The sequence below is a fragment of the Agrobacterium sp. 22094 genome (assembly GCF_052046015.1).
Classification (GTDB): domain Bacteria; phylum Pseudomonadota; class Alphaproteobacteria; order Rhizobiales; family Rhizobiaceae; genus Agrobacterium; species Agrobacterium cavarae.
Genome location: NZ_JBQEPX010000001.1, coordinates 1457231 through 1474977 on the forward strand (window position 1 = coordinate 1457231; position 17747 = coordinate 1474977).

Annotated in this window: 15 protein-coding genes; 6 read left to right on the forward strand and 9 right to left on the reverse strand. The window is 58.8% G+C overall.

All coding sequences use genetic code 11. The features are described from left to right. Position 1 precedes the first annotated feature (1 nt). The 7 genes from ACTJK5_RS07020 to ACTJK5_RS07050 all read right to left on the reverse strand — a co-directional run bounded on the left by ACTJK5_RS07020 (position 2) and on the right by ACTJK5_RS07050 (position 7699). Positions 2-1084, reverse strand: a complete 1083-nt coding sequence (locus ACTJK5_RS07020; protein ID WP_335322683.1) for an ABC transporter ATP-binding protein — start codon at positions 1082-1084, stop codon at positions 2-4. 22 nt (positions 1085-1106) lie between these two features. Then, a complete protein-coding gene (locus ACTJK5_RS07025; RefSeq protein WP_313060229.1) occupies positions 1107-2150 on the reverse strand; it encodes a carbohydrate ABC transporter permease in 1044 nt (347 codons plus the stop codon). After that, positions 2143-3111, reverse strand: coding sequence for a carbohydrate ABC transporter permease (locus ACTJK5_RS07030; RefSeq protein ID WP_062425605.1), 969 nt, complete (start codon positions 3109-3111; stop codon positions 2143-2145). Before ACTJK5_RS07030 ends, ACTJK5_RS07025 begins: the two co-directional genes overlap by 8 nt. A gap of 57 nt (positions 3112-3168) precedes the next feature. Then, positions 3169-4443 carry an ABC transporter substrate-binding protein gene (locus tag ACTJK5_RS07035; protein ID WP_062598216.1) on the reverse strand — a complete coding sequence of 425 codons (1275 nt, stop codon included), beginning with the start codon at positions 4441-4443 and terminating at the stop codon, positions 3169-3171. A gap of 117 nt (positions 4444-4560) precedes the next feature. Beyond that, positions 4561-5640 carry a Gfo/Idh/MocA family protein gene (locus tag ACTJK5_RS07040; protein WP_112952364.1) on the reverse strand — a complete coding sequence of 360 codons (1080 nt, stop codon included), beginning with the start codon at positions 5638-5640 and terminating at the stop codon, positions 4561-4563. Beyond that, complete coding sequence (locus ACTJK5_RS07045; RefSeq protein ID WP_113179457.1) at positions 5637-6653, reverse strand: Gfo/Idh/MocA family protein; 1017 nt, start codon at positions 6651-6653, stop codon at positions 5637-5639. Before ACTJK5_RS07045 ends, ACTJK5_RS07040 begins: the two co-directional genes overlap by 4 nt. Next, a complete protein-coding gene (locus ACTJK5_RS07050; protein WP_113260774.1) occupies positions 6650-7699 on the reverse strand; it encodes a Gfo/Idh/MocA family protein in 1050 nt (349 codons plus the stop codon). The genes ACTJK5_RS07045 and ACTJK5_RS07050 overlap by 4 nt, the downstream gene beginning before the upstream one ends. 104 nt (positions 7700-7803) lie before the next feature. Here ACTJK5_RS07050 and ACTJK5_RS07055 point away from each other — a divergent pair, with 104 nt between their 5' ends. Then, positions 7804-8517 (forward strand): GntR family transcriptional regulator, encoded by a 714-nt coding sequence (locus ACTJK5_RS07055; RefSeq protein ID WP_162741855.1) that lies wholly within the window; start codon positions 7804-7806, stop codon positions 8515-8517. Positions 8518-8550: 33 nt separating this feature from the next. Beyond that, positions 8551-9477, forward strand: a complete 927-nt coding sequence (locus ACTJK5_RS07060; protein ID WP_313591502.1) for an SMP-30/gluconolactonase/LRE family protein — start codon at positions 8551-8553, stop codon at positions 9475-9477. 12 nt (positions 9478-9489) lie between these two features. Here ACTJK5_RS07060 and ACTJK5_RS07065 read toward each other — a convergent pair whose 3' ends face one another. Beyond that, the gene (locus ACTJK5_RS07065) at positions 9490-9939 is read right to left on the reverse strand and encodes a DNA polymerase III subunit chi (RefSeq protein WP_062437913.1); all 450 of its coding nucleotides are present in this window, start codon (positions 9937-9939) and stop codon (positions 9490-9492) included. Positions 9940-9968: 29 nt separating this feature from the next. Beyond that, entirely contained in the window at positions 9969-11459 is a 1491-nt protein-coding gene (locus tag ACTJK5_RS07070) for a leucyl aminopeptidase (RefSeq protein WP_440612573.1), read from the reverse strand. Positions 11460-11754: 295 nt separating this feature from the next. On the opposite strand from ACTJK5_RS07070, the gene ACTJK5_RS07075 reads away from it, so the two are divergent. From ACTJK5_RS07075 to ACTJK5_RS07090, 4 genes are all read left to right on the forward strand, one after another. Beyond that, the gene (locus ACTJK5_RS07075; RefSeq protein WP_440612070.1) at positions 11755-12924 is read left to right on the forward strand and encodes an LptF/LptG family permease; all 1170 of its coding nucleotides are present in this window, start codon (positions 11755-11757) and stop codon (positions 12922-12924) included. Then, a complete protein-coding gene (gene lptG / locus ACTJK5_RS07080) occupies positions 12921-14009 on the forward strand; it encodes an LPS export ABC transporter permease LptG (protein ID WP_062598222.1) in 1089 nt (362 codons plus the stop codon). Before ACTJK5_RS07075 ends, lptG begins: the two co-directional genes overlap by 4 nt. Next, entirely contained in the window at positions 14009-16369 is a 2361-nt protein-coding gene (locus ACTJK5_RS07085) for an LPS-assembly protein LptD (RefSeq protein ID WP_144620954.1), read from the forward strand. Before lptG ends, ACTJK5_RS07085 begins: the two co-directional genes overlap by 1 nt. Positions 16370-16693: 324 nt before the next feature. After that, positions 16694-17635 (forward strand): peptidylprolyl isomerase, encoded by a 942-nt coding sequence (locus ACTJK5_RS07090; RefSeq protein WP_440612071.1) that lies wholly within the window; start codon positions 16694-16696, stop codon positions 17633-17635. Positions 17636-17747 lie beyond the last annotated feature (112 nt).

A 17747-nucleotide genomic window follows, 5' to 3' on the forward strand; every position in this document is an offset into this window, starting at 1 on the left:
GTCAAACGTCCTGCTTGAGCGTCAAGCCGCTCGTCGTATCGAAAAGATGAACGTGCTCGAGCGGCGCGGCCATGCGGATCACCTCACCGGCAGCAGTGGAGGTTTGCCCGGACAGATGCAGCGTCACGGGCGTACCATCGCCCAGATTGCCGTAGAGATAGGATTCTCCACCGAGCTGTTCGGCTGTGCGCACCGACATGGTGAGCGGTCCCTCACTGCCGTGCTTCACATGGTTGGGGCGAATGCCGAGCGTGACCTTCTGGCCGGGCGCATAGGAAAAACCGGTCTGCGGCAGCGGGATCAGTTCTCCCGTCACGATCTTCAACTGCGGCGTCGGTCCGGAAATCACCTCGCCAGCGAAGAAGTTCATCTTTGGCGACCCGATGAAGCCTGCGACGAAGAGATTGGCAGGGCGATTGTAAAGATCAAGCGGGACGCCGAACTGCTCCAGCTTGCCGGCACGCAGCACGGCGATCTTGTCGGCCATGGTCATGGCTTCCACCTGGTCGTGGGTGACGTAGATCATCGTATTGCCAAGCCGCTTGTGCAGAGCGGAGATTTCGCCGCGCATATCGACGCGAAGTTCTGCGTCGAGGTTGGAAAGCGGCTCATCGAAAAGGAAGACGCGCGGTTCACGCACGACGGCGCGACCGATGGCAACGCGCTGGCGCTGTCCGCCCGACAGATCCTTGGGGCGGCGCTCCAGAAGCTGGTCGATCTGCAGCATCTTGGAAACCTGAGCGATCTTTTCGGCGATCGCCTTCTTCGGCGTGCCGATGTTTTCAAGGCCGAAGGAGAGGTTCTCGCGCACCGTCATATGCGGGTAAAGCGCGTAGGACTGGAACACCATGGCAAGACCGCGGTCGGCGGCTGGCACCGTGTTGACAACATCGCCACCGATGACGATATCGCCATCGGTCAGGGCTTCCAGGCCTGAAATCATGCGCAGAAGCGTTGACTTGCCACAGCCGGACGGTCCGACGAATACGCAGAATTCGCCGTGCTTGATATCGAGATCGATACCCTTGATCACATCGAGGGCGCCATATGTCTTTTTGACCTGACGAAGCTCAATACTTGCCATTGTCTTGTCTCCTCCCGAAGGATTATTTGCCGCCCGTCGATGCAATGCCGGTGGCGATGTATTTTTGTAGGAACATGAAGACCAGCGCGATGGGCGCGAGCGTCAGCACGGTCATGGCGAGCAGGTTGCTCCACTCCGTCGACATCTCTCCCTGGAAGGAATTCAGTGCCAGTTGCAGGGTGAAATTGTCGTTGCGGGTCAGCACGATCAGCGGCCAGAGGAAGTCGTTCCAGCGCCACATGACCGCGAGAATCGCAAGCACCGCAAGTGCCGGTGCAGAGAGCGGCAAGATGATGCGCCAGTAGATCTTCCACTCGCTGGCCTTATCCATGCGTGCCGCGTCGAGGATCTCATCGGGGATCGTCAGCATATATTGGCGCAGCAGGAACACGCCGGTCGGCGTGGCGGCACCGGGAATGATCACGCCCCAGAGACTGTTGATCATGCCAAGCTGGCTGGTGATGAGAAAGAGCGGCACGAGCACGACCGTCTGCGGGATCATCAAAGTGCCGACGACCATGGCCAGGACGGCACCCCTGCCCTTGAACTGATATTTCGACAGGGCAAAGGCCGCCATGGAATTGACGATCAGCATGATGACGGTGGACGTCACCGTGATGAAGACCGAGTTCCAAAAGTAGAGCGGGAAGTTGAAGCGCTGGAAAAGCTCGGTGTAGTTCTCCGTCGCCAGCGACACGCGCTCAGCCGGCTTCAACTCGTTGAACGGCATTTTTTGGATTTCAGTCGGCTTGGCTGGGTCGATGACCTGCGCCACAAGGCCGATACGCCGCACCATGCCCACCGTCTGGCCATCCTTGGTAGTGTAGACTGGAAGTGGCGCTTGCTGTCCCTCCACCACGACCGTCTCCTGCGAATAGGGCAGGAAACGCGGAGGAAAGCGCTGAAGGTCCGCTTCCGTCTTGAAGGACGACAGAACAAGCCAGACGACCGGGCCGAACATGATCAGAACGGCCATGCCGAGATAGGCGTAGGACAGCCAGTCGGTCCAGTGCAGCTTGCCATTGCGGCCGCGCGTGCGGGTCAGAAATGCACCAATCCTAGCCATCGACCTTGCTCCTGTTTGCCCGGAATTGCAGAGCGGTCAGCACCACGAGAACGACAGCGAGAAGCAGCGAGGCTGCGGCTGCAAGGCCGAAATTGCGGGGCGTTCCGGCAAAACCGGTCTGATAGATGTATTGAATGATGAAGGTCGTTGCCGAGCCTGGACCACCGCCGGTGAAGGCGAAGATTTCGTCGAAGGTCTGTACGCCCTTGATCAGCGACAGAACCAGCACGACGAGCATGGTCGGCGCCAGAAGCGGCATGGTGATGCGGCGGAAGATGCGCCAGGGGTTGGCCTTGTCGAGTTCTGCGGCCTCATAGACATCGCGCGGGATCGCCTGCAGACCGGCAAGCAGGATGAGCGTGTAAAAGCCCATATGCGCCCAGACCGAGAGAAAGACCGACCAGCCGAAGGCCAGGTTTGCTTCCAGCATCCAGTCGACAGAGCTCAAGCCCATCCCTTCCATCGCGGCATTCAGAACGCCGAAGCGCTGCAAGATCCACTTCCAGATCAGCGCCACGACGACGGGCGACAGAAGCACGGGGAAGAAGAACACGGCGCGGAAGAAACCACGGGCGCGGATATCGCGATTGAGGATGATGGCGGTGATCAGCGAGAAGCCGACCATGAAGCCCACCTGCAGCACGACGAAGAGCAGCGTGTTCCATACCGAGCGCCAGAAAAGATCCTGCTGACAGGAATTCGGGTCGAGATAATTGCCGCAGGACATCAGCGCTGAGAAATTACCACCGCCGACGAAGGGGCGATCGGCAAGCATGATCTGCTCGGTGCCGGTCACCGAATAGGCGACGTTCAGCAGGATCGGCAGAAATGCGAAAACAGCAAAGAGTAACAGGTTGGGGGTGAGAAACACCCAGGCGATCCGTCGATGGCCGAGAACCTTCTGCAGGAAGGCGAATGGCAGTTCGACGATGCCCATCACTGGCGCAATAAATTTATACATGGGGCTCCTCCTTCGATCCGGCGCGGCGCGGGATGCGCCGCGCCGGAAGGCGATGGATCACTTCGCCTGTTTCAACATTTCCTCAACGTCCGTCTTGGCGCGTGCCATCGCTTCATCGACCGTGAGTTCGCCGACGATGGCCTGCGTGATACGCTGGACAGAGATGTTGAACATGGCGCGATTGTTCTTGTAACCCTGGTAGGCGTAAGCAATCGGGCTGATGCCGGGGATCTGGTCGAGCCAGGCATTCATGGCCTTCTGCGTGGCAGGGGTCGCACCGGTGTAGGTCACGCCCTTTTCCGCGATGGACTTCTTGGCCGGAACGTTGCGGGTGCGAACCGTGAAATCGAGATAGTTCTCGTCTTCAGCAAGGAAGTTCAGGATATCGGCAACGATCTTCGGGTTTTTGGTCTGCTTGAAACCGACAATGCCGGTGCCACCTGGCATACCGGTGCAGGCAGCACCACCACAAGGCTGCGGTACGACTTCCCAGTCGAAGGCATCGCCCACCTGGCTGTCGAAGCGCGCAGTCTGCCAGCTGCCGGAATAGTAGTAGGCGAGCTGGCCGTTGATGAATTCCTGTGCGGCATCGCGATAGGTGTTGCCGCCCTGCCCGGCCCAGACGTCACGCGCCATGGTGCCGTCCTTGTTCCACTCAACGAACTTCTTCACAAAGGTCGTAAAGCCTTCATCGACCAGGATCGGTTTGCCTTCAGCGTCGAAAATCTTGGCGCCATAGGAAATGGCCGGGCCGGCAATACGGTGGCCGGAGCGGTCGATCGCCATCGGGTAAGGCGTGCTGGTGGCCTTGGCAACGGCAGTCGCAGCCTTTGCCCAATCGTCCATCGTCGCGTCCTTGCCGGGTACGGCAACATTGGCCTGATCGAACAAGGTGCGATTGATGAAGGCGCCGGTGATGGTCAACTGCGTATGCATGCCGTAGATGCCCTTGTCTTCAGGGCCACTGCGGTACCATTTCAGCACGTTGGAGAAATTGTCTTCCCAGTTCTTCGCGTCCACATAGGGCGTGAGATCGAGGTAATAACGGTTAAGGCCACCAAGGTCGGTGACGGTGGCGAAATCCGGACCGCTGCCGCCGGCGAGCTGAACGGGCAGACCTTCCAGCAGTGCCTTGTAGGGAACCACGTCGGTCACGATCTTCACGTCGGGATGCTGCTTTTCATAGCGTGCGAGAATGTCCTTCAGGATTTCGCAGCCATTGCCGTCATAGGCGCAGGTGAAGCGAACTTCCTGGGCAGCCTGAGCGCCACCCGCGAAAGACGCTGTGCCCAAGGCCAACGCCGCGAATGCGATTTTGTATTGACTGATCATCTGGTTTCCTCCCGTTCGATGATTATGCTTTAGAGCGCCGAGCGTCCTTTGGGACGCACAAAGGACGCTCTACGCTTCAGATTTACGCATCGTGCATTCCGAAAATCGCTCCGATTCTCAGGCCGATGCTGCAGCTGGTGCTGGCTGTGGAGCCCAACCCTTGATCCACTGACCTTCCGCCGCTTCTGCCAGACGCACCAACTTGCCTTCCCGCGCCGAGCGATAGATGGCCGTGACGAGTTCGATCGATTGCAGACCGTCCGTTACGGTGACTTCCTTGCCGCCGCGTCCCTCCATGGCGTCGGCGATCGCCTCGACAAAACCGGTGAAACCGTTTTCGCCGTCGCCAACCGTCGCAAGAACCGCGTCGATCTGAGCTTGAGTCGTTGGCGCACGGGCGATAAAGCGCCATTTGTCTTCCGCAGGACGATAGGGCAGCGAGCCGCTTTCGGCAGTGAACCCTTCAAAGCAGAAGCGTAGACGCGACGTATCTTCGGCAGCACCGAGCGTGACAGAACTTGTTGCCAACGCGCCGTTCTTCATGCGGAAGCTGAGGGCCGCGCAGTCTTCGGTTTCGATCGTGTTGACCCGGGTATCGGCCATGGTGAAGACTTCGTCGACCGGCCCAAGCACGTAGCAGATCAGATCATGCGCATGGATCGCATGGCCGAGGATCGCGCCACCGCATTCGCCCTTCCAGGTGCCGCGCCATGGAATGTCGTAATAACCCTTGCCACGGTTCCAGTGGACTTCCGAGCTTGCAACATAGGCCTTACCAGCAAGCCCGGCATCGATTAGCGCACGAAGCTGGCGCATGGCCGGACCAAAGCGATACTGGAAAACGGGGAAGATGCTGCGGCCGGTTGTCTTGACGGATTCGAGAAGCGCATTTGCCTCTTCCAGCGAACGCACGAGCGGCTTCTCGCAGACCACGTCCTTACCGGCGGCATGCGCCTTCAGCGTGATCGGAAAATGCAAGTGCGGCGGCAGGCAGACGTCGATGAGCTGGATGCTCGGATCCGCCAGAACCTCATCCAGATCGGCCGTGACGTGGATGGACGTGCCATTGGCAACGCCACGCGCGCGTTCCACGTCGAGATCGCAGATCGCCTTGACGGCGAACCGCTCCGGCAAAGCGAGATACCCCTTCAGATGCTCGGCACCAATACCGGCACCGACAATGGCGACGCCTATCATGCCTTTGCTCCTTCAGCCTTGGCCTGTGCCTGAAGCGACAGATCGCAAACCTTGAAGACATGCTCCTGCGTCATCGCCGTTTCGGTGCGGTTGCGGATGTCGTCGCATACGCGTCCGAAATATGGGAGGCCAGCGTCGGAGGCATCGATATATTCGCAGCGATCGCCATTGACGAGGATCAGGCGGTCGGTGCCTTCGCTGTTGCCGACATCGACGTATTTGCGCAGTTCGATATAGCCCTCGGTGCCGAGGATCGTCAGGCGGCCATCACCCCAGGTGGGCAGCGCATCCGGCGTATACCAATCGACGCGGATGTAGCCGTGGCCCTTGTCGCCGCGCAGCAGCACTTCGCCAAAATCCTGCAGGCCCGGGTCGCCCGGGTTGGCGTAATTGGCAACCGAAGCAGACACGATTTCCACCTCGGTGGAGCCGGTGAAGAACATGAACTGGTCAATCTGGTGGCTGGCGATGTCGGTGATGATGCCGCCGTATGCTTCACGCTCGAAGAACCACTTTGGACGGATCTGGCGGTTCAGACGATGCGGACCCATGCCGATCGTCTGGACGACGCGGCCGATGGCGCCTGCGGCGACCAGCTCGGCAGCCTTGGTGACGCTCGGCACTTCGAAGCGCTCGGAGAAATCGACTGTCCAGATGCGGTTGGTCTTCTTGACCGTCTGGCGAATGCGCTCAAGCTGTTCGAATGTGGTGCAGCCCGGCTTGTCGGTCATGACGTCCTTGCCAGCTTCCATCGAGGCGACCGCAAGGTCTGCGCGCTTGGATGGGATATCGGCAATGACGACGAGATCAACGCTGTCATCCGCCAGAAGCGCTTCCTTGGTGGCCGAACGCGGCACGTCGGGAAAACGCTTGACGAAGCCTTCGACCACGTCGGGCTCGCCTTCCGTCCACCAGCCGACGAACTCCGCACCGGCATCCATCAGGTTCTGTGCCATGCCAAAAATGTGGCGGTGCTCTATGCCCAGAGCGACGAACTTAATTGCTTTAGTCATTGTTGCAGTTCCACTTCCTTGCCGGTTTCGGCCGAGTTAATGATCGCGTCGATCAATCTGTGAGACAAAAGAGCCGCTTCGCCCGTGACAACCGGTGGACGTTCTGCGGTTATGCTATCTGCGAAATCCTCGAAGACGCCTTGGTGCCATTCATGGGTAAACGCCATCGGATCGGCGCCGCCGCCAGTGCCGGAAGCCGCCCCACCAAAGACCTCCTGGCGTCCGTCGCGCCAATCGACATGCAGGAGACCGGAAGCGATCCGGAGGCTGGCATTGTCGAAGTGCAGGACGATCGATTCCGCCGAGCCGGGAAAACTTGCCGTGCTCGCGACAAGCGAGCCGACCGCGCCATTCGCAAAGCGAAGGCCCGCAGCAACGTAGTCTTCGGTTTCCATGCGATGGAAACGAGTCGTTGCCGCCATCGCTTGAACGCGCGACACAGGACCTGTGAGGCTGAGGGCAAGATCGATGGTGTGAATGGCCTGGGAAATCAGAACGCCGCCACCGTCACGCGCCAAAGTGCCGCGACCGGGCTCGTCATAATAGGACTGGGCGCGCCACCACGGCACGGAAATCTCGCAGAGACCGAGTGCTCCAAGCGTTCCGCCGTCAACAAATGCACGCGCCTTCTGTGATGCAGCCCGCATGCGGTGCTGGAAGATGATACCGAGCGTGATGCCAGCGTCCCGACAGAGAGCAACCAGATGCTCCGCCTCATCGGTGTTGCGAGCAACCGGCTTTTCCATCAGAATATCTTTGCCGGCGCGGGCGAAAGCTTCGACGATATCGAGGCGGGCGTTCGGCGGCGTGGCGATGATGGCGAAATCGACATCCTTATCATGCGCCGCCGCTTCCACCGAGGAATAGACCGTAACGTCATATCCTGCATGCTTCGACGCTTCCTCGGCCAGCGCCTTGGCGCGGCCGGAACCGCTGTCGACGATACCCTTCAATCGAATTTTGTCAGGACTTGCTGCACAGGCGAGCACGTGGGTCTTCGCCACCATTCCGGCGCCAATAATGACGCAGGTCTTGATCTTCTGCATTTCGGGGAGCCTCCCTTCCCAATTCGACGTAAATTGCATACCGGTATGCCGGTTGTCAACTGACTCGTGTTCCGGTATACCGGTTTAAAATTGCTGGAGTGCAAATGCCAAAAATCCCGATGACAGGCGGCTCTGTCCCGACTATGGAACGGCTGGATCTGAACCGCCCGGTAGTGGATCAGATTTATTCGGCGTTGAAATCCGCCATTTTGTCGCGAGAGCTTTTTCCCGGGCAGGCGGTGTCTGAAAATGAGATCGGGCTATCATTCAATTCCAGTCGCACGCCGGTGCGGGAAGCCTTGAGCCGTCTGCGAGACGACGGCCTGATCGTGACCCTTCCCAGCCGCGGCACCTATGTCTCCAAGCTTTCTGAAAAAAGTATCCGCAGTTCGCAGTTCATTCGTGAAGCGCTTGAGGTCGCAGCGGTCGAGAAGCTGTGCGAGATCGGTCTTTCGGCGGAAGCCGAGCAAGAAATCGAGCATACGCTGAACGGTCAGCGCAAGGCGATGCAGCGCGCGGACCGCAAGGCCTTTCGTATGCATGACGACCAGTTTCACAGCGCCCTTGCTGCGGCCACCGGCATGGAAAGGCTAGAAACGCTGCTCATCCGCGAAAAGGCAGGCCTGGATCGTCTGCGGGCTCTTGCCATTACCGATGAGGCGCATATGGCTGGGCTGCTTGCCGAACACGAGGCAGTCTATGCAGCGATTCAGGATGGCAATGAAGCTCTTGCGGCGGAGGAACTGCGCAAACATCTGCGCCGCGTTCTTGGCATTCTGGCGCAGGTCTTCTCCAACCATCAGGATTATTTCGAGTAAATCCGCGGCACCACCGACACTGGATACCCCATCATGACGACTGCACACTCCGGATCGCTGCCTGCCGAAACGCTTGGCATGTCAGAGGCAGAGCTTCTCTGCGACACAATCAGCACTCTCGCCGAATCGCCCGTTTGGGACGAAAAGCGCCAAGTGCTGTTCTGGTGCGATATTCTCGGCAAGACGGTGCGCTCTGCCGCGCTGACGCCGGGCCAGTACCGTGAATGGTCTTTCCCAAGCACGGTGTCCAGCCTTGGGCTTTGCGACAATGGTGACCTCATCATCGCCTGCGGCATGGATATTGTTTTCCTCGATCCGGAAAGTGGCGCCACCCATACGCTTTGCAGCATTCCGGCGCCGGAAGGCGCAGCTTTCCGTCTGAATGACGGACGGATCGGGCCAGACGGTGCATTCTGGGTCGGCACGATGCATAACGTGCCATTGGCGCAGATGGAGGCGCGCGGCGAACTTTGGCGCGTCACGGCGAGTGGCGCCGAACGGATGCAGACCGGCCTCACCTGCCCCAATGGGCTTGCCTTCTCGCAAGATGGTTCGGTCATGTGGCAGAGCGATTCCGTCCAGAGATGGATCCGTCGCCGCGCTTTCGACAAGAGCCGCGGCACTTTCGATGAAGGCATTCTGGTTGCGCAGATGACAGAGGAAACGGGCAGGCCCGATGGCGGCTGCGTCGATCGTTCTGGCGTTTATTGGAGCGCTGGCGTTTCTGCCGGACTGATCAATGCGTTTTCGCCCAACGGTACGCATCTTGGTGCGACTGAGGCGCCCGTCCCGCACCCCACCATGGGCTGCTTCGGTGGGCCGGACTTCAGCACGCTTTTCCTGACGTCCCACCGTCACAACATGTCCGACGAGCGGTTGCAGAAGGCGCCATCATCGGGCGGTGTGTGGATGATCCCGACCAAGACGACCGGCTTTGCCGGTTTTCGTTTTCGTCGTTGATGCGCTGGAGGCTCACGCCTTTTTCTGCCAGCGGCCTTCAGGCGATTGCTGCCAATAGGTAAGTGCATGGCCCTCGCCTTTCAGCTTCTTCCACTGCGCGCGTGCCGCTTCCAGCTGCCCGGCGTCATAGCCATCGAACATGAAGACGATGCGCTCATAGGCATCGAGTGCCGGCGGCTGCGCGCCATCAACGAGAAAGCGCACCGTCGCCTGGTTGGCATTGCCATCACTTGAGGTGAGCAGCACCGGCTGTGCGGCAGATGTTACGGCGGCATCGGTGGCGTGCGGCAGAAAGCTGTCGTCGCGGAACGTCCAGAGAAGCACGTCGAGCGCATCGCGCTTCTCATCACTTCCCGTCTGGACCGCGACCTTCCAGCCGCGCTCCAGCGATTTTTCCAGAAGCGGCGGCAAGGCATCCTCCAGCTTGGATTCCGTCAGATGATAAAACAGAACTTCCGTCATCGGGAGATTGCCACCTTCATGCTTCTCTCTCAATCCTCGTAGTGCGCGCGAACCAACTCGTCCAGAAGGCGCACGCCATAGCCGGAGCCCCAGGACTGGTTGATCTCAGTCAGCGGCGAGCCCATGGCCGTACCGGCAATATCCAAATGCGCCCATGGCGTCTCACCGACGAAGCGCTTGAGGAACTGGGCCGCCGTGACCGAGCCCGCCAAGCGGCCAGCGCTGTTCTTCATGTCGGCAAACTTCGAATCGATGATCTTGTCGTAGTCCTTGCCAAGCGGCATGCGCCAGAGCTTCTCCTGTGTCGTGTCGCCCGCCTCGACCAATTGACCGGCCAGTTCGTCGTCATTGGAGAAGAGGCCTGCCTGAAGATTACCAAGCGCAACTGTGATTGCACCGGTGAGCGTGGCAAGATTGATCATGAATTTCGGCTTGAAGCGATCGTTCGTGTACCAGAGCGCATCCGCCAGAACGAGGCGACCTTCGGCGTCCGTATTGATGATCTCGATGGTCTGGCCGGACATGGAGGTGACGATATCGCCAGGCCGCTGGGCATTGCCATCCGGCATGTTTTCGACGAGCCCGATAACGCCGATCACATTGGCCTTTGCCTTGCGGGCCGCAAGCGTGTGCATGAGACCGGTCACGGCAGCAGCGCCGCCCATGTCGCCCTTCATGTCTTCCATGCCGGCACCTGGCTTCAGAGAAATACCGCCGGTGTCGAACACCACGCCCTTGCCGACGAAGGCGATCGGCTCGTCTTTCTTGGAGCCGCCATTCCACTGCATGATGGCAAGCCGTGGCGGGCGAACCGAGCCTTGCGCGACGCCGAGAAGTGCGCCCATGCCGAGCTTCTTCATTTCCTTTTCGCCAAGGATTTCAACCTCTACGCCGAGTTTCTTCAAGCCCTCAGCCTTCTCGGCGAATTCGACCGGACCAAGCACATTCGGCGGCAGATTGACGAGATCGCGCGCCAGAATGACGCCATCGGCGACGGCCTGAGCAGCCTCGAACGCCTTTTCTGCCTCCTTGTGGCCAACCGTCACAATCGTCACATCGACACGTTTGGGCTTCTTCTCTTCGTCGGACGGCTTCTTGGTCTTGTAGGCATCGAAGCTATAGGCGCGCAGCAGAAGCCCCAGGGCGAAGTCGGCGGCGGTATTGCCATTTACATCGAGGCCCGGAACATCGAGATAGACGACGACCTTTTCCGCCTTCTTGAAATTGGCGGCAGCGGTGCCGCCTGCCCTCAGCCAATCATGCGCGGTGAGCTTCGTGGCCTTGCCAAGGCCGATGACCGTGATGCGATCTGCCTCAGAACCCTGGGGCGTCAGAACATCGAGAACGCTCATCGACTTTGCCGAAAAGCCTGCCACCTTGGCGGCCTTTTCCAGCACGCCAGCCGGATCCACATGCGCCTGACCCGCCGCCCCTTCGTCGCCGGAAGCGCGCAGAAGAATGGCCGTGGCATTTTCACATGAGGCGGAAGCGGCGAAGGAAATATCGAAACTGGCGGACATCTTGATGCTCATCTTGCTGTTTTTTAAAGGGTGTGCGGATCATGGGCCTTTCCGCCCGCGACGCAACCCCGGCATGGCGACTCGCAGTGTCAAATTTGTGGATGGTCGCGGTAACGACTGAGGTTCGACGAAAAGTTTTTTCGCCAGCTCTCCACAAAAAGCCACAGCCGCAGGAAAAATGACTGCGCGAAAGAAATTTGTGGTCCATCGAGAGTCGCCAAGCGGGATCGATGCGATTACATAGGGCCGGTTCCCTGCACGGGAAAAAAGAATGAAAAACGTTACCAGGGACTAAATGGCGCTTCTCGAACGGTACATATTGCGACGCACGACGCAGATGGTTCTCGTCGCGCTGATGCCCGTGCTGGCAATCATCTGGACGATCCAGGTTCTGCAAAGAATCAACCTCGTCACGGATAGCGGCCAGTCCATGGGCTCGTTCATGACGCTCGCAACCATGCTATTGCCGACGCTCATTCCCGTCGTTCTACCCTTTGCGCTTGTCATTGGCGTGACGCAGACGCTCACCGCGATGAACACCGACTCGGAGCTCGCCATCATCGATGCCTCGGGCGCGCGCCGCACGATCATCTACAAGCCTGTCCTCATTCTCGGCGCGGTGCTGAGCCTTGTCTCCTTCGGCATCACCAATTTTGCCGAGCCGCCGGCACGTGCCGCTGCGCGCCAGATGGTCGCTGCAGCCTATGCCGACCTCCTCTCCTCGGTGATCGAAGAGAAGACCTTCCGCACTATTCAGGATGGACTTTATGTGCAAATCGGCCAGCGTCAGGGCCGAATCCTTCGTGGACTCTTCGTTGCCGACCGTCGCGATCCGAATTACGACCTTATTTATTATGCCAAGGAAGGCATGATCGACGAAGGTGGTACCTCGCTCACCATGCGTGACGGCGAGGTTCAGCAGAAGACGCCTGACGGCAAGGTTTCGGTCGTCAAGTTCCTGTCCTACGCCTTCGATCTCTCGACCATGTCGGAGAAGTCCGATAATGAGCCGTCGCTGTCTGCCAGCGATGCCAGCCTCGCTTTCCTGCTATCTCCAGACGAGAACCTGGAAAGTTACAAGAAAAATCCTGGAAGCTTCCGTTCGGAACTGCACCGGCGTCTCGTCGACTGGATGTTCCCCTTCGTGTTCGCTTTAATCTCGCTGGTCGTCGCAGGGGACGCACGCTCTCATCGCGAGGCACGGCTACATCCCATGGTGGTTGCGCTGGTCACGGCCTTCATGCTGCGCTGGCTGGGTTTCTATTTCACCAATCAGGTGAAGCAGAGCGCTGCCTTCATTCCCTTCGTCTATGCAGTTCCGGTGGTGAGCGGCCTCATTGCCGCCTATCTGCTGACGACGGGCCGCAAGCTGCATATGCCGGCCTTCCTTCATACCGCAACCCAGGCGCTCCAGCACCGCGTCAGCCGGCCAAAGGCGAACGGTAACGGGGGACAGAGCGCATGATGTTCGGCACACTCGCCCGCTATTTTCTTCGTCGCTATGCCATGACGACCTTCTGGTTTCTGCTTGGCGTCTCGTCGATCATCTTTCTGGCCGATTTTAGCGAAACAGCGCGACGCATGTCCGGCCTTCCCGGATATTCCGTGCCGGCTGCACTGGGACTGACGGCACTTCGACTGCCGCTCATTCTGCAGCAGACGGTTCCTTTCGTTGCCCTCTTCGTCGGCATGACGACGCTGATCTCGCTGAACCGCCGCTACGAGCTTGTGGTGACGCGCGCGGCGGGCATTTCCGTCTGGCAGTTCATGCTGCCTTTCATCACCGGCGCGATTCTACTCGGCATCCTCTGCGTCGCGGCGCTCAATCCGCTCGCCGCCTGGGGCGAAAGCAAATCGCTCTCCGTCGAGGCGGGATGGCGTAACGATGGCAGCGGCCCGCGCCAGCAGCAGGTGATTCCATGGCTGCGCCAAAGCAGCGGTGGAGAGGACACGATCATCGGAGCAAAGAGCTTCGAGGATAACGGCGCGCTGCTGAAAGATGTGGTGCTGATTCACCTCGACAAGAACGGCAACATCCTTTTCCGACAGGACGCCGCCTCGGCGAAGTTGGAAGATGGTTACTGGCTTCTTAACAACGTTTCGGAGATTCGGCCGGGTCACGTCCCCACCCATCAGGCGACGGCCAGAATCAGTACCAATTTGAGACAGGAATTCGTTCAAGAGCGTCTGACTCAGCCGGAAACCGTTGCTTTCTTTGATCTTTCTCGAAAAATCGAAGTGGCGAAATCCTTCGGCCTGTCATCCAAGGCACTCGAGACGCAATATCACTTTCTGCTCTCCATGCCATTTCTGCTGGTGGCGATGACGTTCATTGCGGCAACTGTTTCTCTAAAGTTCAGCCGTTTTGCACAGTCCCGTTCAGTGATTCTGGGTGGAATCCTTTCCGGCTTCGTGCTTTATGTGGTAACCGTGCTCGTAAGGGCATTCGGGAGTAGCGGCGTTGTTCCGCCCTTCGTTGCGGTCTGGATTCCAGTCGTCGTAGCGTTGGCATTGGGGGCAACCATTCTGCTTCATCAGGAGGACGGCTAGTGGCGGTATTTGACCGCGGGAATATCAGACGGCTTGCGGCAGCCCTTCTGACAGGGGCTTCTGTGTGCGCATACGTAGCTACCGCATCCAGCGCTTTCGCTGATGACGGGGTGATTGTGGGCGACGCTCAAGACCAATCAAAACTCCTGCTTACAGCAAATGAACTCACCTATAATCGTGACGCTCAAGAAGTGATCGCGACGGGTGGCGTGCGCTTGAAATATTCGGGCTACCGCATGGTGGCCCAACGCATTGAATATAATCAGGGCACCGGCCGCGTCGTTGCCCGCGGAAACATCGAACTCATCGAACCAAGCGGCAACCGCATCTACGCCGATGAGTTGGACGTGACCGACAATTTCTCGCAGGGCTTCGTCAATGCCCTGCGCGTGGAAACCACCGACAACACGCGCATTGCCGGCGAAAGTGCTGAACGCGTCAATGAGGATGTCATGATCCTCAACAACGGCGTTTATACGGCCTGCCTTCCCTGCGCCGAGCGTCCGGACAAGCCGCCGCTTTGGCAGGTCAAGGCTGAGCGTGTCATTCAGGATGGCAAGAGCCAGACAGTTCGGTTGGAGAAGGCTCGTTTCGAGCTTTTCGGCAAGCCGATCGCCTATCTTCCGTTCCTCACCGTTCCCGACAACAGGGTAAAGCGCAAATCGGGCTTTTTGTTCCCTCAGATGAGCATAACCGACAAGCTCGGTTTCGGTATCGGCGTGCCCTATTATCAGGTGCTTGGCGATAGCGCGGATCTGACGGTTACACCGACCTTCTACACGGCCCAGGGGCTTCTGCTTCACGGTGAACTGCGCAACCGTTTCGAGATGGGAACGCACACGCTGACATTTGCCGGCATCGACCAGCGCGACCCGGAACGATTCGACGCCGGCACCAGCGACGCGCTGAACGACCGTCGCGGCATGGTTGCCAGCAAGGGTGACTTCAAGATCAATCCCCGCTGGTCATTCGGCTGGGACGTCATGGTGCAGTCCGACAACAACTTCGCCCGCACCTATGACCTCAAGGGCTATAAGAGCGAAACCCAGACCAACAAGCTTTACCTCACCGGCCTCGGTGATCGTAACAGCTTCGATGCCAATGCCTACTACTTCAACGTCCAGGACAAGGACGACTTCGAGTTGGAAGAGCGCAGGCAGGCGATTGTCCATCCAGCCGTTGACTATCGTTACTTCCTTCCCGATCCCGTCTATGGCGGCGAGCTTTCGCTGACGACGAACCTCACGAGCCTGACGCGCCGCAATCAAGATGCCTACGCGCTCGGAACCTCCAACCGCTTCCCGGGTCTTGAAGGCACCTATACGCGCCTGACGACGGAAGCCGAGTGGAAGAGAACCTACACCTTCGACAGCGGCCTTCAGCTGACACCGCTCGGCGCCCTTCGTGGAGACATCTTCTCCACCGATATGGCGACACAGGGTCTCACCTATGGCAGTTCGATCGACGATGACGCGGCCTTCCGCGGCATGGCGACGCTTGGTCTCGAGGCACGCTACCCGATTTTGTTTACGGCGCAGAACAGCAGCCACGTGATCGAACCGATCGCTCAGGTATTCCTGCGTCCGGATGAGCAATTCGCCGGTCGCCTTCCAAACGAGGATTCGCAGGCCTTCGTCTTCGATGCGACCAACCTGTTCGAACGCGACAAGTTCACGGGCTTCGACCGTGTCGAAGGCGGTACGCGTGCCAATCTCGGTTTCCGCTATAACGGCACCTTCGACAATGGCTACGGCATCCGTGCGATCGCGGGTCAGTCCTTCCATCTGGCCGGAGAGAATTCTTTCGCGTCGCCGGATCTGGTCAATGCCGGTGCCGATTCCGGACTGGAATCAGACCGCTCCGACTACGTGACGATGGCGGCGATCGATGCGCCGATCGGTCTGTCCTTCTCCAACAGCTTGCGTCTGGACAAGGATAACTTCGAGATCAACCGGATGGAGAACAGCGTCCACTACACGGACAACCGTTTTACCGGCAAGGTCAGCTATACGCAGGTCAAGGCACAGCCGAATTACGGCTATGACCGTGATCGTGACATCATCCAGACGTCGGGCAAGATCCGTCTCGACGACAATTGGGCTCTGTTCGGCGCGATCAACTACGACTTGAACAATAAGTTCTCGAGCGAGCGCCGTATCGGTGTTCTCTATCAGGACGAGTGCACCATCTTTACCGTCAGCTACTCGGATGAGGGTAACCTCAGCACCGTTCGCGAGGCGGCAAATGACTGGTCGATCAATGCCCGCCTCGCCTTCCGCACACTCGGCGACATCAGCGTCGGCTCGGCTGCGGAAGACTGGGACAAGGCCGATATTGGCTGGCAGCCAAATAACTACTGATAGCCTACACCCTATAAAACAACGGCGGGATTTTCCCGCCGTTTTCGTTTGACGCGACACCTCTACTGGGTGTGGCGCTCGATGTGATGTGATCGACAGACTGCCGTTAAGGTCACGCTTTTGCCGCAGATATCGACGATCTGGTTGTGACGGACGATTGCGGTGGTAATCATTCCAGTGATATACACGGGCGCGTTCATATTTAGGATCGCGGCGGAAGGCGGAGCATCACCGTGAGGTGAGCACATAAACTTCACGCTGCGAGAGTTTCAAAAGCAATGCCGTGGAACCGGTCCACTGGCTTGCCGAGAGGGAGAGACCAGGATGAACTTCGGAAAGAAGGCGATGCGCAGCGTCGCGTTTGCCTTTGCGATCTTCGCAGTTCCCATGATTGTCACGCCGCAGGCGAATGTCGCTTTTGCCGACAGCGCGGTGAAGATCGTCGTCAACAAGACACCGATTACCTCTGACGATATTGCACGCCGCGTGGCTTTCCTGAAGCTGCAGCGCCAGTCTGGCAATCTCAACGAGAAGGCCCGCGAACAGCTGATCGAGGAGGCTTTGAAGCGCGAGGAAATCGCCCGCGTCAAGGCTTCGGTCAGCACCGCAGATGTCGATGCCGCCTTCGGCCGCTTTGCTGCCAGCAACAAGTTGACGAAAGATCAACTGACCAAGGTGCTGACACAGGCTGGCGTGGGTGCCGACCACTTCAAATCCTTCATCGCAATACAGATGAGCTGGCCACGCCTGGTCAATGCGCGCTATGGCGGCAAGAACCGCATGTCGACACAGGACTTCATCACGCGCCTCAAGGAGCGCGGCCAAAAGCCTGTGACGTCGGAATACTTCCTGCAGCAGATTATTTTCGTCGTACCGGAATCCAAGAAGTCCATCATCGGCAAACGCAAGAGCGAAGCGGAAGCGTCCCGCAAGCGTTATCCCGGTTGCGAACAGGCCAAGACCTTCGCAGCCACGATGCTGGATGTTTCGATCAAGGACCTTGGCCGGATTCTCGAACCGGAACTTCCCACGGAGTGGAAAGACCTGGTTACCAAGACACCTGAGGGCGGCACCACAGCCACGCGCGTGACCGAGAAGGGCGTCGAGTACCTGGCTGTGTGCAAGAAGCAGCAGGTTTCCGATGACTATGCAGCGGAAGTGGTCTTTCGTGCCGAAGACCTGAGCAAGGCGGAAAAGGGTGAGAACCCGAACGAGAAGAAGTATCTGGACGAGCTTCGCAGCAAGGCACAGATCACTCAAACCTGATCCTGGTGCCGCACCCTGATGCGGTGCCGCTATGGTTTCCAAGATATCAAAATGCCGCTGATCGGCAGGGTCGCACCTTTCGAGACCAGCGCAACAGGTGAAAGATCCGAAC